Genomic DNA, 15,465 nt, shown 5'->3' with positions numbered 1-15,465 from the left:
CACATAGTCTGAACTGCGGATATATTCCCCTTTGCCGGTTGGACCTCAATGAACCTCAGTTTGAGCGACATCGCGCCACCTCTGCGCTGGACCTCTCCCGGCCAGGTGGCGCCGATCGCGACCGACCCCCGCCTCCCCGAGGCGTGGTGGCAGGCGCTCCCGCTCGACACCGCCTGCTCGACCATCGGGACGTCCGAGGTGGCCGGCCGCCTGGCCGACCTCGCCCTGGCGTGCTGGGGCCACCTGATGCTCGGTGACGTCCTCCCCCTGCTCAGGTTCGCCGACCCCGCCGCGAGCGCCCGCACGCCGGAAGGACTCGGCCGCGAGGTGGTGCACAAGCTGTTCACCGGGGTGCTGGAGCGGCTCCTCGAACCGGTCACCGAGGAGAGCGTCACCAGGATGCGCCCCTCCCGGCCCGACCGGCCGCTGCCCGAGCTGATCGACGAGGTCTTCGCCACTCTGGACGAGCGGCAGCGGGCCATCGCGAGGGACCGGCTGTACGCCTCCCAGCGGGCCACCCTCGACGACCTGGCCCAGCGGTTCTCGGTCACCAGGGAGCGCATCCGGCAGATCGAACGCGACCTGCGCGACCACGTCGAGGCCTGGCTCGCCAAGGAGGACGCGGCGCCGCTCATCGCCCACGTGTCGTGGCTGCGGGGCCGACTGGGCTCCGCCGTACCCGCCGACGACCTCGCCGCCGCCGTCCCCTGGCACCGCACCGAACTCGCCACACTGGGCATCCCCTCCTGGCGGTTCGTACGGACCCTGCTCACCGGCTACGAGCAGGTGGACGGCTGGCTGGTCGCCGGAGGCGCCGACGAGCTCAGGGAGAAGACCCGGCAGCTGTTCACCGACGGGCCCCGCCCGATGGACGAGGCCGTGACGCTCGCCAGCCAGCTCGGCATCCGCGAGGACGTCGCGGAGCGCTGGCTCATCGCGGTGCCCCAGCTGCGCGTGCTGGAGAACCACGTGGTGCCCTGGCCGCGCAGCGTCAACGACAAGGCCGAGGCCGTGCTCGCGGTGGCGGGCGGCCCGCTCACCCCCGAGGAGATCCAGGAACGCATCGGCGAGGACTACAGCCTCGTCGGCATCCGCAACCAGCTCACCGCCGACGACCGTTTCCTGCGGGTCGACCGGAACAAGTACGGGCTCGCGCGCTGGGGCGGCGAGCAGTATCTGGGCATCCGGGAGATGATCGTCCGGGAGATCGAGCGGGCCAACGGCGAGGCGTCGGTCAACACGATCGTCACCAACCTCACCGAACGCTACGACGTGAGCGAGAGCTCGGTCCGCGCGTACGCGGGCGGGCCCGGCTTCGAGCGTACGCAGCGCGGGTGGATCAGGGTCGCCGGAGCCGAGCAGGCCGACTACCAGCCGCGCAGAGACGTCTCCGAGACCCGGCGCTGCTTCCGCAGCCGCGACGGGCGCTGGTGGCACCGGGTGGACGTGAACGCCGAGCACCTGCGCGGCTCGGGCTCGCCGCTGCCGACCGGTTTCGCCGCGCACCTGGGCATGGCCCCCGGCGGCCAGCTCACCGCCGCCACCCCCTCGGGCGACGTGGTGATCAGCTGGCACAACCAGCCGACGATGGGCTCCATCCGTCCCGTCCTGATCGCCGCCAACGCCTCCGAGGGCGACCACGTCTTCCTCACGGTCTCCGACGGCGGCGAGCTGCTCACCCGCTACCTGCCCGCCGCCTCGCCGACCCTGCCCGCCCTGAACCGGGCACTGCACCTGATCGGCTACACGGCGCCGGTGGCCTCAGAGGCGGAGGGCATCCGCCTGATCGGCGCCCGCATCGGCCTGTCGGAGGGCTGCACCCGCGAAGAGGTGATCACCCGCCTGCGCGACCGGGGCGACCGCGAGATCCTCGCCTTCCTCGAAGGCAGTGTTTAATGCGCTCGCTGTGTTCATTGCGCTCGCTCCGCTCGCGCGGGCTCGGCCGCCTTCAGGCCGTGCCTTCCCTCGTCGTTCGGGGTCGCTCGTTCCTCACGACCCCTCTCTCCTCAGTCCAGGTACGGCCGCGACCGAGCCGTGTCCCCATGGCATGTGGGTGAAGCCCGTAGTCCAGGTACGGCTGCGGCCGAGCCGGGTCCCTGTCGCATGCGTGTGAAGCCCGTTCCGTGTGGGGGTGCGGTCGATTGCGTAGGCTCGACACATGCTGCGCCTGTATGACACACGGAATCGCCGGGTCGAGCGGATCGTCCCCGAGGGGAGCCGTTCCCTGCGGATGTACACCTGCGGCCCGACCGTCTACAGGTCGGCCCACGTGGGCAACCTCCGCTCGTACCTGCTCGCGGACCTGATCAGGCGGGTCAGCGAGCGGCAGAGGGTCCGGGTGGTGGCCTGCCGCAACATCACCGACGTCGGGCACCTGGTGGACGACACCGAGATCGACCCCTCCGGCGAGGACAAGGTGCTCGCCCAGGCCAGGGCCGAAGGGCGGGGCATCCTCGAGGTCGCGCGCTTCTACGAGGACGCCTTCGTGGCGGACACGACCGCGCTGAACATCCGCCCGCCCGAGCACTCGCCCCGGGCGAGCGAGTCGATCGACCTGATGATCGAGATGATCGCCAAGCTGATCGAGAAGGGACACGCGTACGCGACCCCCGACGGATCGGTCTTCTTCGACGCCGCCTCCTTCCCGACGTACGGGGAGATCTCCGGCAACCGGCTCGACCAGCTGAGGCCGGGCCACCGGATCGAGGCCGTCGACCCGCGCAAGCGCTTCCACGCCGACTGGGCGCTGTGGAAGCCCTCCGAGCAGGGGCTGACCTGGGAGACCCCGTGGGGCCGCGGCTTCCCCGGCTGGCACATCGAGTGCTCGGCCATGTCACTGCGCTTCCTCGGCGAGAACATCGACCTGCACACCGGCGGCATCGACCTGCGTTTCCCGCACCACGACGACGAGCGCGCCCAGTCCGACGCCACCGCCGGGCACGAGGTGGTACGGCACTGGGTGCACGGCGAGCACCTGCTCTTCGACGGGCGCAAGATGTCGAAGTCCACCGGCAACGTCGTCCTGCTCAAGGACGTGGCGGACGCCGGTCTCGACCCGCTGGCCGTACGGCTCGCGCTGCTTGAGCACCGCCACCGCCAGCAGATGAACCTCACCTGGGACACCCTGCGGGCCGCAGACAAGACCCTGCGCCGCTGGCGCGGCCAGGTGGCCGAGTGGTCGGAGTCGCCGAGCGGCCCGATGCCCGCCGACCGGGTCGCCCGGATCGAGGCCGCCTTCGACGACGACCTCGACACCCCGCTCGCGCTGCGGCTCATGCGCGAACTGGAGCGCGACGACTCGATCGCCCCCGGTTCGCGCTTCGAGGCGTTCCTGCACCTCGACCAGATCCTCGCCCTGGACCTCTCCCTCGACATCGGCAAAGCCATCAGGCCGAAGACCCTGCCCGAAGGCGCCGCCGAACTGCTCGATCGGCGCTCACGAGCCCGCGACGCCAAGGACTGGGCCGCCTCCGACCTCCTCCGCGACGAGCTCGCCGCCCTCGGCGTGAAGGTCGTCGACACCCCCGAGGGCCAGACCTGGTCCTGACGATCAGGTGAATCCGGCTCAGGCCGGCCGGTCACCCGTCGTCAGGACACGCAGTTCCCGGGCTGCGGGCAGCTCACGAGCCTTCTCAGGAGCAACGGCCAGCACGATGCGAGCCGTCGCCTTGACCCGTGCGTCCCGCCGTGCGATCGGGAGCGCCTCCACGAGTCTCAATGCCTGTTGTGCGCCCTGTTCCGGGTCCGTCCGGGCGTGCAGGGCGATGGTGACCCTCGTATGGTTCTGCGACGCGAATCAACCCGGAGCCCTGCCATAACGCCCAGCCTTCATCCCGGTAGACCAGGCACAAAAAGGAGCCATCGAGACCGGCCAGTAGCACTGCGACCCCATCTCCACCGCCGATGTTCGCCGCGTTCACGTGCGCATTACAGAAAATCCTGAGCGTGTCTACGAGTAGTTCATCAACACCAATATTCTCAGAGATATCAACCCTGCCCACCCTCAAGCGAAGGCAACGAAAAGACGTCCTTGTATTGAGCTAGATCACGAATACCTCGCGAGTACAGAGTTATATCTTCACTCAATGAATCATACAGGGCACTACGAACATCGGCTATACCTACAAATGACCAACTAACCGACTCATTGTATTCATTAAGATAAGTAATCTCATCATTGCGACCCCTTGCCTCCGCTGTGGCGCGAGCCTCCTCAAGGGAATTTCCGTATATCAAAACCACATCTTCGCTATATCTAGGGTGTGCATAGCCTCCTTCGACACGAGTCACATAAACCATGATGGCAATATATGGAGCCTTTGCCTGCTCGACCATAATCTCTTTCCACCCCTCTGCCATCATTAAGCACTCTACACGACACGAGGAGGAAAATCCCACATTCTTGCGTTTGCATAACGTGTTATCCGACTCGAGAGCAGCGACGGTGTCCCCGGCGAGAGTGGACCGTTCATGTCCTACTCGCGTAGATCCGACACCAGCACTACCCGAGTCGCTTACATGTCCACTTCCTACGGCTTGGCGTACTCGCTGTTCGTCAGCAGCTTCCAGGCTGTCCGCCCTACAGTGGCGCGATACACTTTGATCAGACATTAATTCCACATACGTGTACGGGGATCACCGTTTTCGATCATTCCCCATTTGCCTCAAGAGGGAATTTTCGCCAGACGGGCCACGGGAAACCGACGCCTACGCCTCATCTCATGACGCTGGGCAAGAGAAGCCTCCGCGAGAATCCGCCCGAGAGTTTCAACACGATGTTCCTCGCTGATCTTTGACACAGCAACATCAAAAGGCTGACCACAAACCTCAACGGTAAGAATTCCGGTCAACCCCGCATTGAACGGATCGACAGCCCGTTCCGGATAACTTTCAGTCTCATTGTCCGCAAGGACTATCAGATCTTCACCGTCAAGCAGATAAGGAATTGGGGAGGTGAAAGGATCCGCTGTTTGACGTCCAGGCACCATAAGAGACAGGCCGGGAATTCCCCTGAAACGGTACAGCACAACACGCCCCCCGGTAAGCCGGAAGACGATCCGGTTGACGCCTCCGATGACATGAATTATTGCCGTCTCAAACACATCTTTCATCGCTGCCCCCGGTTGGCACCTAGGAATGGAGCGCACCATAAGGCGATGGCGTAACACTCATCCGTCCACCTTCCTCACGACATACCTGTTCAGGCTAGATCCCCACGATACGAAGGGGTAGCCCTCAGAGCATGTTGGAGAAAGGATGGTAGCGGTCGGTGTGTTGTTGCTGTGTAGGTTTGGCCGGTGGTCAGGACACGCAGATGCAGAACTCGTTGCCTTCCGGGTCCTGCCATACCTGCCAGAGGTTCTCCTGCAGCTCATTCATTGGAGTGGCCCCGAGTGCGGCGGCGCGAGCGACGGCCTTGGCGAAGTCGTCGGCGACCAAATCAAAGTGAATCCGATTTTTCACGGTCTTGGGCTCTGGGACCAGTTGGAGAGCGAGATCGGGGCCAAGACTGATCCAGTCATTCTCGCGGCGGGTGATCTCCAGTTCGAGCAGCCCGCTCCAGAACCGGGCGAGTAGGTCGAGATCTGTAGCGTCGATGACGATCCCGTTGAGACGGATGCCCATGCTGTCCTCTCGTCGTGGCGGCCGGTCGTAGCCGAGCGCGCGGGCTATCGCGGCAGGCGGATGGAGCAGCGATCGTGGAGTGCCGATCCGGCCCCGTTTTTGGTCGTTCTCCTTCTTCAGGTGGCGCGGGGGTAGGGGGCAGGAGGTGTTGAATTACCGGGTGAAAAACATCGCGCCCACAGGGGCCCAACACACCATCGCGGACGGCGGTTTCCGGGCCGTCGTCACCGAACTCGGAGCCGGACTACGGAGTCTGACCCTGGACGACCGCCCGCTCGTCGTCGATTTTCCCGAGGACGAGCCTCCGCTCGGCGGGGCGGGGCTGCCGCTGCTTCCCTGGCCGAACAGGGTCGAGGACGGCCGCTACACGTTCGACGGCGAGGAGCGGCAGCTCGCGCTGAGCGAGCCCAAGACCGGCAACGCGATCCACGGCTTCTCCCGGTCGTTCCCCTGGACGGTCCTCTTCCACGACGACAGCTCGATCCGACTGGGGATGCGGCTGTTCCCCCAGCTCGGCTACCCGCACGTCCTTGACTTCTCCGTCCGGTACGCGCTGGGCTCGGCCGGCCTGGAGGTCGAGGTGAGCGTGGAGAACGTCGGCGCCACCGACGCGCCGTACGGCTTCGGAGCCCATCCCTACCTGTCCCTCGGCACCCTCTGCGCCCTTGACGATGCCCTCCTGGAGCTTCCCGCGGCTCAATGGATCGCGGTGAACGACCGGAAGATCCCCACCGGCCGCCACGACGTCGAGGGCACCGAGTACGACTTCAGGGTCCCCCGCGCGATCGGCGGGACGGAGCTCGACACCGCGTTCACCGGTCTGGAGCGCGGCGCCGACGGCCGGGTGCGGGTCACGCTGGCGGCCCCCGACGGGGCCGGGGTCGAGCTGTGGGCGGGCGAGGGGATCGAGTGGCTCCAGCTCTACACCGGCGACACCCTGCCGGAGGGTCACCGCCGTCTGGGGCTCGCGGTGGAGCCGATGACCTGCCCGCCGAACGCCTTCCGCAGCGGTGAGGACGTCATCAGGCTCGCCCCCGGCGACCGCGCCGTCCACCACTGGGGGATCGGCCCGATCTGACCGGCGTCCCGGCCCGCTTCTGAGGGCTCGGGTCGTACGAGCGGAACCGGGTCAGACGGCTCGCGGCCACCGTGCCGTGGGCGTTGACCAGGTCGGTAGCAAAAGTCTCATACGCGCATCTTCGCCCTGACCTCGGTGCCGACCCCATGGGGGTGGTGCCACACTTTGCGGAAGCATGTCGCCTAGGAGGTTTTTGTGAGGTTCCGCCCGTACGCCTGGATGCCCCGCCCACTCACGTGGCTGGCGCGGGTGCTCACCGTCCTTCTGGTGCTCGGGCTGCTGCTCGCCGGAGCGGGCGTATGGAGCGTGCGAGCGTCCTTCCCGCAGCTCGAAGGCGAGCTCAAGGTGGACGGCTTGAAGGGGAAAGTCACCGTATATCGCGATAAGACGGGTATCCCGCACATATACGCAGACTCCCCAGAAGATCTCTTTCTTTCCCAGGGCTACGTCCACGCCCAGGACCGCTTCTTCGAGATGGACTTCCGCCGCCACGTCACCGCGGGACGGCTCTCGGAGATGTTCGGCTCGGCGACGCTCACCGAGGACAGGGTCATCAGGACCATGGGCTGGCGGAAGGTGGCCGAGAAGGAACTCCCCCTGCTCGACGAGCGGACCCGGCGCTACCTGGACGCCTACGCGGGCGGGGTGAACGCCTGGATGAAGCGGAACGACGGCTTCGCCGACAAGAGCCTGGAGTACGTGCTGTTGCGGGCGACCAGCCCGGACTACCGGCCCGAGCCGTGGACCCCGGCCGACTCGCTCGCCTGGCTCAAGGCGATGGCCTGGGACCTGCGCTCCAACATGACCGACGAGATCGGCCGGGCACTCGCGGCGAGCAAGCTGCCGCGCGGCCGGGTGGAGCAGCTCTGGCCCGACTACCCGTACGAGACCAACCAGCCGATCGTCACCCGGGGCTCGGTCGGCGAGCGCGGGTTCCGCCAGGACGAGGAGCCGAAGACGGCCGAGCCCGAGCCGTCAGGGGTGGCGCCCGCCACCGGGGCGCTCACCCGGGCCGCCGAGGCCATCCGCGCGGTGCCGAGCCTGATGGGCGATCCGGCAGGCGGCAGGGGCATCGGCTCGAACTCCTGGGTGGTCGGCGGCGAGCACACCGAGTCGGGCAAACCGATCCTCGCCAACGACCCCCACCTGGGGCCGGGCATGCCCTCGGTCTGGTACCAGGCCGGGCTGCACTGCCGCGTCAAGAGCCCCGAGTGCCCGTTCGACGTCACCGGATTCACCTTCTCCGGCGTGCCCGGCGTGGTCATCGGCCGCAACGACAAGATCGCATGGGGCTTCACCAACCTCGGCCCCGACGTCGCCGACCTCTACCTGGAGCGGATCAAGGACGATTCGTACCTGCTCATGGGCGAGTGGAAGCCGATGACCACCAGGACCGAGACGATCAAGGTGGCCGGGGGCGACGACGTACGGCTCACGGTGCGCGACACCATGCACGGGCCGATCATCTCCGACGTCCTGGAGAGCGCGAAGAACACGCTGCCCGGCATGGACGCGGTCTTCGAGGAGAAAGGCGACGCGGTCGCGCTCAAGTGGACCGCCCTGGAGCCCGGCAGGACCGCCGACGCGATCTTCTCGCTGAACGTCGCGCAGGACTGGCAGGAGTTCAGGGCGGCGGCGAGCAGGTTCGAGGTGCCCGCGCAGAACCTGATCTACGCCGACACCGAGGGCAACATCGGCTACCAGGCCCCAGGACGGATCCCGGTGCGGACCCGCGGCGACGGCACCTGGCCGGTGCCCGGCTGGACCGGTGAGTACGCCTGGCAGTCGACGATCCCCTTCAACGAGCTGCCCAGCCTCTACAACCCGCCGGAGGGTTACATCGTGACCGCCAACAACGCGGTCATCGACCCCGCCCGCTACCCGTACAACCTCACCAAGGACTGGGCGTACGGATACCGCTCCCAGCGCATCCTTCAGCGCCTCCGCGAGGCGCTGAAGGACGGCGGCAAGGTGGACGTGGCGGCGATGAGCACGCTGCAGCAGGACAGCGACAACGGCTTCGCCCGCTCCCTGGTGCCCAGGCTGCTCGACGTCGAGATGGCCGGGCCCGCCAAGGACGCCCGCGAGCTGCTGCGCGAGTGGGACCACGGGCAGGGCGCGGACTCGGCTCCCGCGATGTACTTCAACGCCGTCTGGCGGCACCTGCTCATCGAGACCTTCAACGACGATCTCCCCGAGGGCGCGTGGCCCCAGGGCGGCGACCGCTGGTTCGAGGTCGTACGGGTCATGCTCGACAAGCCGGACGAGGCGTTCTGGGACGACACGACCACCCCACGCGCCGAGACCCGCGACGACATGCTGCGACGGGCGATGGCGAGGGCCTACGACGAGCTGAACGGCCTGCTCGGCCCGGACGTCAAGGACTGGCGCTGGGGCGACCTGCACTCCCTGGAGCTCGTCCACCAGACCTTCGGCACCTCGGGGATCGGCCCGATCGAGTGGCTGTTCAACCGGGGTCCGTTCCCGGTCGCGGGCAGCGACGACGCCGTCAACGCCGCAGGATGGGACGTACGGGACGGTTACGCGGTGAACTGGCTGCCGTCCATGCGGATGGTGGTGGACCTGGCGAACCCGGACAAGTCCCGATGGATCAACCTGACCGGCGCCTCCGGCCACGCGTTCCACGACAACTACTGGGACCAGGCGCCACTGTGGGCACGCGGGGAGACCACCCCCATGCTCGCCGGCCAGGAGGCCGTCAAGAAGGCGGCCACCCACACCCTGACGCTCATCCCCTGACGCTCGGTCCCCGAGGCGCGGCCCCCGAGAGGCGAGGGCTGCGCCTCCGGGACCCCTGACGGCCGCTTCCGGACCGCTTCCGGACCGCTTCCGGACCGCTTCCGGGCGCGGGGCGAGCCCTCGCGGCCCGGATCCCCGTTCCTCCCGCCTCCCCGAGGCGCTGTCAGGGCGTCAGGACGCGGGACTCACCGACGGCGAGGTCCCACAGGTCGGCGCGGTCCCGTCCGGCCTGTGCCCAGGCCACCCTCGCCTCCTCCACCGGCGCGAGAAGCGACTCCCCCGACAGGACGAACGTGCCCCAGTGCATGGTCGCCATCCGGCGCGCCCCCACGTCCTGGCACGCCCGCACGGCCTGCTCGGGATCGACGTGCGCGGCCTGCATGAACCAGCGGGGCTCGAACGCCCCCACCGGCATCAGGGCCAGGTCGATACCGTCCGGGTAGCGGGCGCCGATCTGCGCGAAGCGCTCACCGTACGCGCTGTCCCCGGCGAAGTAGATCGTCTGGTCGTCGGAGGCGATCACCCAGCCGCCCCAGAGGGTCTTGCAGGTGTCCCAGATCGACCGGCGGCTCCAGTGGTGGGCGGGGACGAAGTCGAAGCGGACGTCACCCACCCGGGTGCTCTCCCACCAGTCGAGCTCGGTGACGTCACGGAATCCGCGCCGGGTGAACCAGGACCTGAGCCCGGCCGGTACGAGGACGGGCGTGCTGCGCGGCAACCGCCGCACCGTCCACGCGTCCAGGTGGTCGTAGTGGTTGTGGCTGATCACCACGGCGTCGATCCTGGGCAGGTCCGCCCACGCGACGCCGGGCGGGGTGAGGCGGGGTCGGTGGACACCGACGATCTTCCTCGCCCAGACCGGATCCGTGAGGATGGTGAGCCCGCCGATCTGCACCACGTACGTCGCGTGCCCCACCCAGGTGACGACCGCCTCGGTCCCCGTCGGCCGTGGGAGCCCGTTCCTGTGGACCGGGATGCGGTCCGCGTCCCCGACATCGGGCCGGAGCGTGCCGTGCCAGGCGACCGCCAGCAACTCCTGGAACGTCGGGATCGGTGAGGTCAGCCGGTCCCTGAAGCCATCCGGCCACGACCGTCTCGGCAGGGGCTCCGGCCGCCTCGGCGGCGCGGGCGGTACGGGAGGCGCGGGCCGCACGGAGGTCCCGGACCGTACGGGGAACTCCGCCCTCGTCGAGGTTCCCGTCGAGAAAGCCGGCGAGAGAGCCAACGAGGGGGCCGTCGAGGGAGCGGAGAGCACGGAGGAACGGGATGCCGCCTCGGCGATGGCCGTACGCGGTCCTGAGGGGCGATCCCGCACCGCCCGGCCGGCGGTGCGGCCCAGTTTCCTGAGGGCCCGCGCCGGTCGCGCGGTGAAGCGGGCCGACCATCCAGGGCGCCATGGAGGCACCGCGACGAGGCCGTCGAATTCCGCGGGCAGGTGGGAGGCGGTTGCTGGGTGGGACGTCTGTGACATGGGCGGCCCCCTTCGGTCATCGACAGCTCACCCCTTGTAGATCCCCCCACAGCGGGATTCATTCCTTTTGTGGGGATCTGGTGTTACGCCACCAGGGCGACCTTCGGACGTAGTTGCCGTCCTCCAGGTTCGCCAGCCGCTCGAAAAGGTTCCACGAAGCCTGGTTTCCGCAGATCATCATGGAGACGACCACCGCGACGACGTAGAGCGGGAGCATCGGCAGGCCCACGCAGCACATGTACTGGGAGGCGTGCCGGTCCTCATGCTTGAGCAGGGCACCGGTGAGGAAGCCCTCCGGGTGCTTGGTCAGCACCACGTTCCCCACGGTGAACGCCGAGGCGATCGGGAACCCGAAGCGGTAGCCGTACGCCAGGAGCAGCCCGTCGGGCCCGGGCGTCACCCGGGCGCGGCCGACGCGCGCCAGGAGCAGCCCCAGCGGTGTGGACAGGTTGATGTAGTTGAGGGTTCGCCGTACTCGATGTAACCGCCGCATACCCGGATTGTCCGCCATCGGGGCGGCGAGCGACAGACGCCCCGGGACGCCGAGCGGGGGCCGCGTCAGGGAGCGGACGTGCCCGGTGGTGCGGGTGGGGTCTGGGAGCCGGGAGGGACCTGACCGGGCGGGGTCCGATCCGGCCCGGTCCGGTCGGGCTGCACGGAACCGGGCACGACCGAGTCGGGCGGCACCGCACCGGACCGGGCCGAACCGGACGCGACCGAGCCGGACTGAGCCGAGCCCGGCGGAATCCCCGGGTCGGACGTCGCGGGCGAGGGCGGAGAACCGGGCGGGAAACCGGACGGAGGCGGGGAATCCGACGGTATCGGCGCGGACTCGGGACCCGAACGGTAGCCGTCCGAGGTGGGCGGCCACGTCCCGCCCAGGATGGCCGACGGCGAGAGCATGATCCCCACCGTGACCGCCGCGAGCCCTCCGTAGAGGTAAAGGTAACCGGACAGGTCGTTGGCGATGACCAGGTCGCCCTCCGGCCGTCCGGAGATCCAGATCATGGTGATCAACGCCCAGCCCGCCACGAACGCCACGGCCGCGGACTTGCCGTGCGTCATCCGGCCGGCCCCGTAGGGGATCGCGAACAGCAGGGCGAGGCAGACGACGGCGGAGACCGGGACGGGCCTGATGTACCAGGAGTGCTGGAACCCGCCCAGAACGCCCAGCAGCAGCCCGAGCACGAAGAGCACGGCGTTCGTCGCCACGGCGACAACCGTCTCCGAGGGCGCGCGCACAGCCGGGACCTGCTCCATCACAAGCATCGAGGCTAGTGGATCCCGGCGAAGAGATCGTCCTCACGGTCGTACGGCTCGCCGAGCCCGCCCATTTCGATCGGCGCTCCCGGGCCCGCGGGACCCCGTACACCGGCGCGGAGGATGAAGTGCTCGACCCCGAGGAGTTCCTGGCCGACGTCGTTGGACAGGGCGAACCAGGGCGGGCTCACGCTGATCTGGGTGGCGTGCGCCCGCAACGCCTCGGTCTTCCTGCCGATGTGGGCGCGGGCGTCGATCTCGGTGGTGACGTCCCCGTCCGCGCAGCCGAACGGCAGGTCGTCGACCGGCTCGACGAGAAAGGGGGTGCCGCTCTCGCGCATCGCCTCCTCGCTCCTGTACAGCACGGATCTGGGGACGGCGGTGTGGTAGAACTTCGCGACCCGCCACGGCCCGTCCCCGCCGGGTACCTCTCCGGACGTCCCACCGGCTCCCTCGCCAGGCACCTCGCCGCCCCCTCCACCGGGCGCTTCTCCGGATGCGGAAGCGACTCCCGAGCGGGTCACGGAACCCGAGAGCACCCCCGGCACCGGCGTGAAACCCGGGTCGGCGGCCAGCTCGACGGCCCGCCAGGCGACGCGGTGGGCCTGGATGTGGTCGGGGTGGCCGTAGAAGCCGTTCTCGTCGTAGGTGACGAGCACCTGGGGCCGCACCTCGCGGATGATCCTCGCGAGCTCGCCCGCCGCCTCGTCCAGGTCGGCTCCCCAGAAGGCGTTCTCCCTGTGGTTGGAGGCGGCGCCCATCATGCCCGAGTCCCTCCAGCGGCCGGGGCCGCCCAGGAAGCGGTGGTCGGTGACGCCGAGCGCCGCGCAGGCCGCGGCGAGCTCCCCGACACGATGCTCGCCCAGGGTGTCGTCGCGGTCGGCGGTCAGGTGGGCCAGCTCCGGGGGGATGACCTCGCCCTCCTCCCCCAGCGTGCAGGTCACCAGCGTGACGTGCGCGCCTTCGGCGGCGTACCTGGCCATGGTGGCTCCGCTGCCGATCGTCTCGTCGTCCGGGTGGGCGTGTACGAGCATGAGGCGCCGATCAGTCATGCGTCCGAGGGTATCGATGCCGGGCATCGCCCAGAACCTCCTAATTCCCTTCCCGGCGGCCCCTGGAAAACAAGACACTCGATGCGGAACTGGCAAGATGGCTCATATGAGTGAGAGCTTCCCTCGCCTGCACGCCAGAACCCGTCGATTCACCCTCGGGGTGCCGCGCGGCTTCACGATCGCCCCGGGCGGTGACCGCGTCGTCTTCCTCCGGACCAGGAGCGGCTTCGACCCGGTGACCTGCCTGTGGGAGTACGACGTCCTCAGCGGCACGGAACGGCTCATCGCCGACCCTCGCGCGCTGGCGGCCGACGAGGAGGACCTGCCGCCCGAGGAGCGGGCGCGCCGCGAGCGGAGCAGGGAGCAGGCCGGGGGCATCGTCGGATACAGCACCGACTCGGCGGTGACCGTCGCCGCGTTCGCTCTCTCCGGCGGCCTCTACGTCGTCGATCTGAAGACCAGGCACGTACGGCGGCTGACGACCTCCGGGCCGGTGATCGACCCCCGGATGTCCCCCACCGGCGTCCACGTCGGCTATGTGACCGGCGGCGCGTTCCACATCCAGGACCTGGAGGACGAGGTCGACCACGCGCTGGCCCGTCCCGAGTCTCCCGAGGTGACGTACGGCCTCGCCGAGTTCATCGCCGCCGAGGAGATGGACCGCATGCGGGGTTACTGGTGGTCGCCGTCGGGTGAGGCGATCCTGGTCGAGCGGGCCGACGAGTCGCCGGTGCAGCACTGGCACATCGCCGACCCCGCCAACCCGGCCCGCCCCGCCACCGAGCAGCGCTACCCCGCCGCGGGGACGCCCAACGCCGGGGTCGAGCTCTTCGTCCTCACCCTCGACGGGGCCCGCGTCCCGGTGCCCTTCGACGACGAATACCTCGTCAACGCCGGCTGGGACGCCCACGGCCTCTCGATCGTCACCATGACGCGCGACCAGCGGACCATGCGGCTGTTCGACGTCGACCCCGCCACCGGCACCTCCACGCTCGTCCGCGAGGACACCGACCCCGCCTGGGTCGACGTCGTCACCGGCGTTCCGGGCCACCTGTCCGACGGCAGCCTCGTCTGGGCCGCCACCGCCGAGGGCGGCCACCGCCTGATCGTCGGCGACTCCCCCGTCACGCCGCCCACCCTCCAGGTCCGCCAGATCCTCGACATCGACGGCGAGACCGTGCTCTTCCGCGCGAGCGGTGAGCCCACCGAGATCGCCGTCTGGGCCTACCGGCGGGGCCAGATCACCCTGGTCAGCCCGACCGAGGGCGGCGTCTACAGCGGCCACACCGCGGGCGGCACCCTGGTGATCACCGGCCAGACCCTCGGCAGTGAGGGTTCGGTCACCCGCGTCCTGCACAACGGCACGCCCCGCGGCCACATCACCTCCCACGCCGAACGTCCCACCCTGGACCTGCGGGTCTCCCTGATCAAGGCGGGCGAGCGCGACCTCGCCACCGCCGTGCTCCTGCCCGCCGGGCACGTACCGGGCTCGGCGAGGCTGCCGGTCCTCATGGACCCGTACGGCGGACCGCACGCCCAGCGCGTGCTGGCCGCGAGCGGAGCGCACCTGACCAGCCAGTGGTTCGCCGACCAGGGCTTCGCGGTGGTCGTCGCCGACGGCCGTGGCACCCCGGGGCGCGGCCCGGAGTTCGAGCGGGCCGTCCTGCACGATCTGGCCACCCCGATCCTGGAGGACCAGATCGACGCCCTGCACGGCGCCGCCGCGCGGTTCCCCGACGACCTGGACCTGTCGCGGGTCGGCATCAGGGGGTGGTCGTTCGGCGGTTATCTGGCCGCCCTCGCCGTGCTCCGCCGCCCCGACGTGTTCCACGCGGCCGTCGCCGGGGCCCCGGTGACCGACTGGCGCCTGTACGACACCTGCTACACCGAGCGCTACCTCGGCCACCCCGACGAGGGCCACTACGACTCCTCGTCGCTGTTCGCCGACGCCGAGAAGCTGGACCGCCCCCTGCTGCTGATCCACGGCCTCGCCGACGACAACGTGGTCGCCGCGCACACCCTGCGCCTGTCCTCCGCCCTGCTGGCCGCGGGCCGCCCGCACAACGTGCTGCCGTTGTCGGGGGTGACCCACATGACCCCGCAGGAGACCGTGGCGGAGAACCTCCTGCTCCTCCAGGTCGACTTCCTGAAAAAAGCTCTGTCCTAAACCATTTACGAATAGCCGACCCTCGAAGCCCTCTCCCGGCCGGGGACGTCCA

At 69.0% G+C, this 15,465-nt stretch carries 12 protein-coding genes; 5 read left to right on the top strand and 7 right to left on the bottom strand.

All coding sequences use genetic code 11. The features are described 5' to 3' along the window. Positions 1-60 precede the first annotated feature (60 nt). Together ACFY3D_RS21665 and cysS are read left to right on the top strand one after the other, a co-directional pair. The gene (locus ACFY3D_RS21665; RefSeq protein WP_389981710.1) at positions 61-1,896 is read left to right on the top strand and encodes a sigma factor-like helix-turn-helix DNA-binding protein; all 1,836 of its coding nucleotides are present in this window, start codon (positions 61-63) and stop codon (positions 1,894-1,896) included. A gap of 262 nt (positions 1,897-2,158) precedes the next feature. Then, entirely contained in the window at positions 2,159-3,547 is a 1,389-nt protein-coding gene (gene cysS / locus ACFY3D_RS21660; RefSeq protein ID WP_389981708.1) for a cysteine--tRNA ligase, read from the top strand. A gap of 440 nt (positions 3,548-3,987) precedes the next feature. On the opposite strand, the gene ACFY3D_RS21655 is transcribed toward cysS, so the two are convergent. From ACFY3D_RS21655 to ACFY3D_RS21645, 3 genes are all read right to left on the bottom strand, one after another. Then, the gene (locus ACFY3D_RS21655; protein ID WP_389981706.1) at positions 3,988-4,359 is read right to left on the bottom strand and encodes a DUF4288 domain-containing protein; all 372 of its coding nucleotides are present in this window, start codon (positions 4,357-4,359) and stop codon (positions 3,988-3,990) included. A 305-nt stretch (positions 4,360-4,664) separates the two neighbouring features. After that, positions 4,665-5,111: a hypothetical protein gene (locus tag ACFY3D_RS21650; protein ID WP_389981705.1), complete on the bottom strand. Its 447-nt coding sequence runs from the start codon at positions 5,109-5,111 to the stop codon at positions 4,665-4,667. Positions 5,112-5,301: 190 nt separating this feature from the next. After that, positions 5,302-5,625, bottom strand: a complete 324-nt coding sequence (locus ACFY3D_RS21645; RefSeq protein ID WP_389981703.1) for a VOC family protein — start codon at positions 5,623-5,625, stop codon at positions 5,302-5,304. A gap of 160 nt (positions 5,626-5,785) precedes the next feature. Between ACFY3D_RS21645 and ACFY3D_RS21640 the strand changes: the two genes are divergently transcribed. After that, complete coding sequence (locus ACFY3D_RS21640; protein ID WP_389981701.1) at positions 5,786-6,703, top strand: aldose 1-epimerase family protein; 918 nt, start codon at positions 5,786-5,788, stop codon at positions 6,701-6,703. Positions 6,704-6,922: 219 nt separating this feature from the next. Continuing rightward, positions 6,923-9,463, top strand: a complete 2,541-nt coding sequence (locus tag ACFY3D_RS21635) for a penicillin acylase family protein (protein WP_389981884.1) — start codon at positions 6,923-6,925, stop codon at positions 9,461-9,463. 163 nt (positions 9,464-9,626) lie between these two features. Here ACFY3D_RS21635 and ACFY3D_RS21630 read toward each other — a convergent pair whose 3' ends face one another. The 4 genes from ACFY3D_RS21630 to mshB form a co-directional block, all read right to left on the bottom strand. Next, entirely contained in the window at positions 9,627-10,934 is a 1,308-nt protein-coding gene (locus tag ACFY3D_RS21630) for an MBL fold metallo-hydrolase (protein ID WP_389981699.1), read from the bottom strand. A gap of 58 nt (positions 10,935-10,992) precedes the next feature. After that, the gene (locus ACFY3D_RS21625) at positions 10,993-11,427 is read right to left on the bottom strand and encodes a hypothetical protein (protein ID WP_389981697.1); all 435 of its coding nucleotides are present in this window, start codon (positions 11,425-11,427) and stop codon (positions 10,993-10,995) included. A gap of 65 nt (positions 11,428-11,492) precedes the next feature. After that, on the bottom strand, positions 11,493-12,203 hold the full coding sequence (locus ACFY3D_RS21620) for a DUF6113 family protein (protein WP_389981695.1): 711 nt from the start codon (positions 12,201-12,203) through the stop codon (positions 11,493-11,495). 5 nt (positions 12,204-12,208) lie between these two features. Then, positions 12,209-13,246 (bottom strand): N-acetyl-1-D-myo-inositol-2-amino-2-deoxy-alpha-D-glucopyranoside deacetylase, encoded by a 1,038-nt coding sequence (gene mshB, locus ACFY3D_RS21615; RefSeq protein WP_389981694.1) that lies wholly within the window; start codon positions 13,244-13,246, stop codon positions 12,209-12,211. 106 nt (positions 13,247-13,352) lie between these two features. Between mshB and ACFY3D_RS21610 the strand changes: the two genes are divergently transcribed. Further along, positions 13,353-15,413 (top strand): prolyl oligopeptidase family serine peptidase, encoded by a 2,061-nt coding sequence (locus ACFY3D_RS21610; protein ID WP_389981692.1) that lies wholly within the window; start codon positions 13,353-13,355, stop codon positions 15,411-15,413. Positions 15,414-15,465 lie beyond the last annotated feature (52 nt).

The organism is Streptosporangium sp. NPDC000509 (assembly GCF_042898365.1).
Classification (GTDB): Bacteria; Actinomycetota; Actinomycetes; order Streptosporangiales; family Streptosporangiaceae; genus Streptosporangium.
Note: the sequence above shows the minus strand (reverse complement) of the source record. Positions and strands in the feature narration are given on the sequence as shown.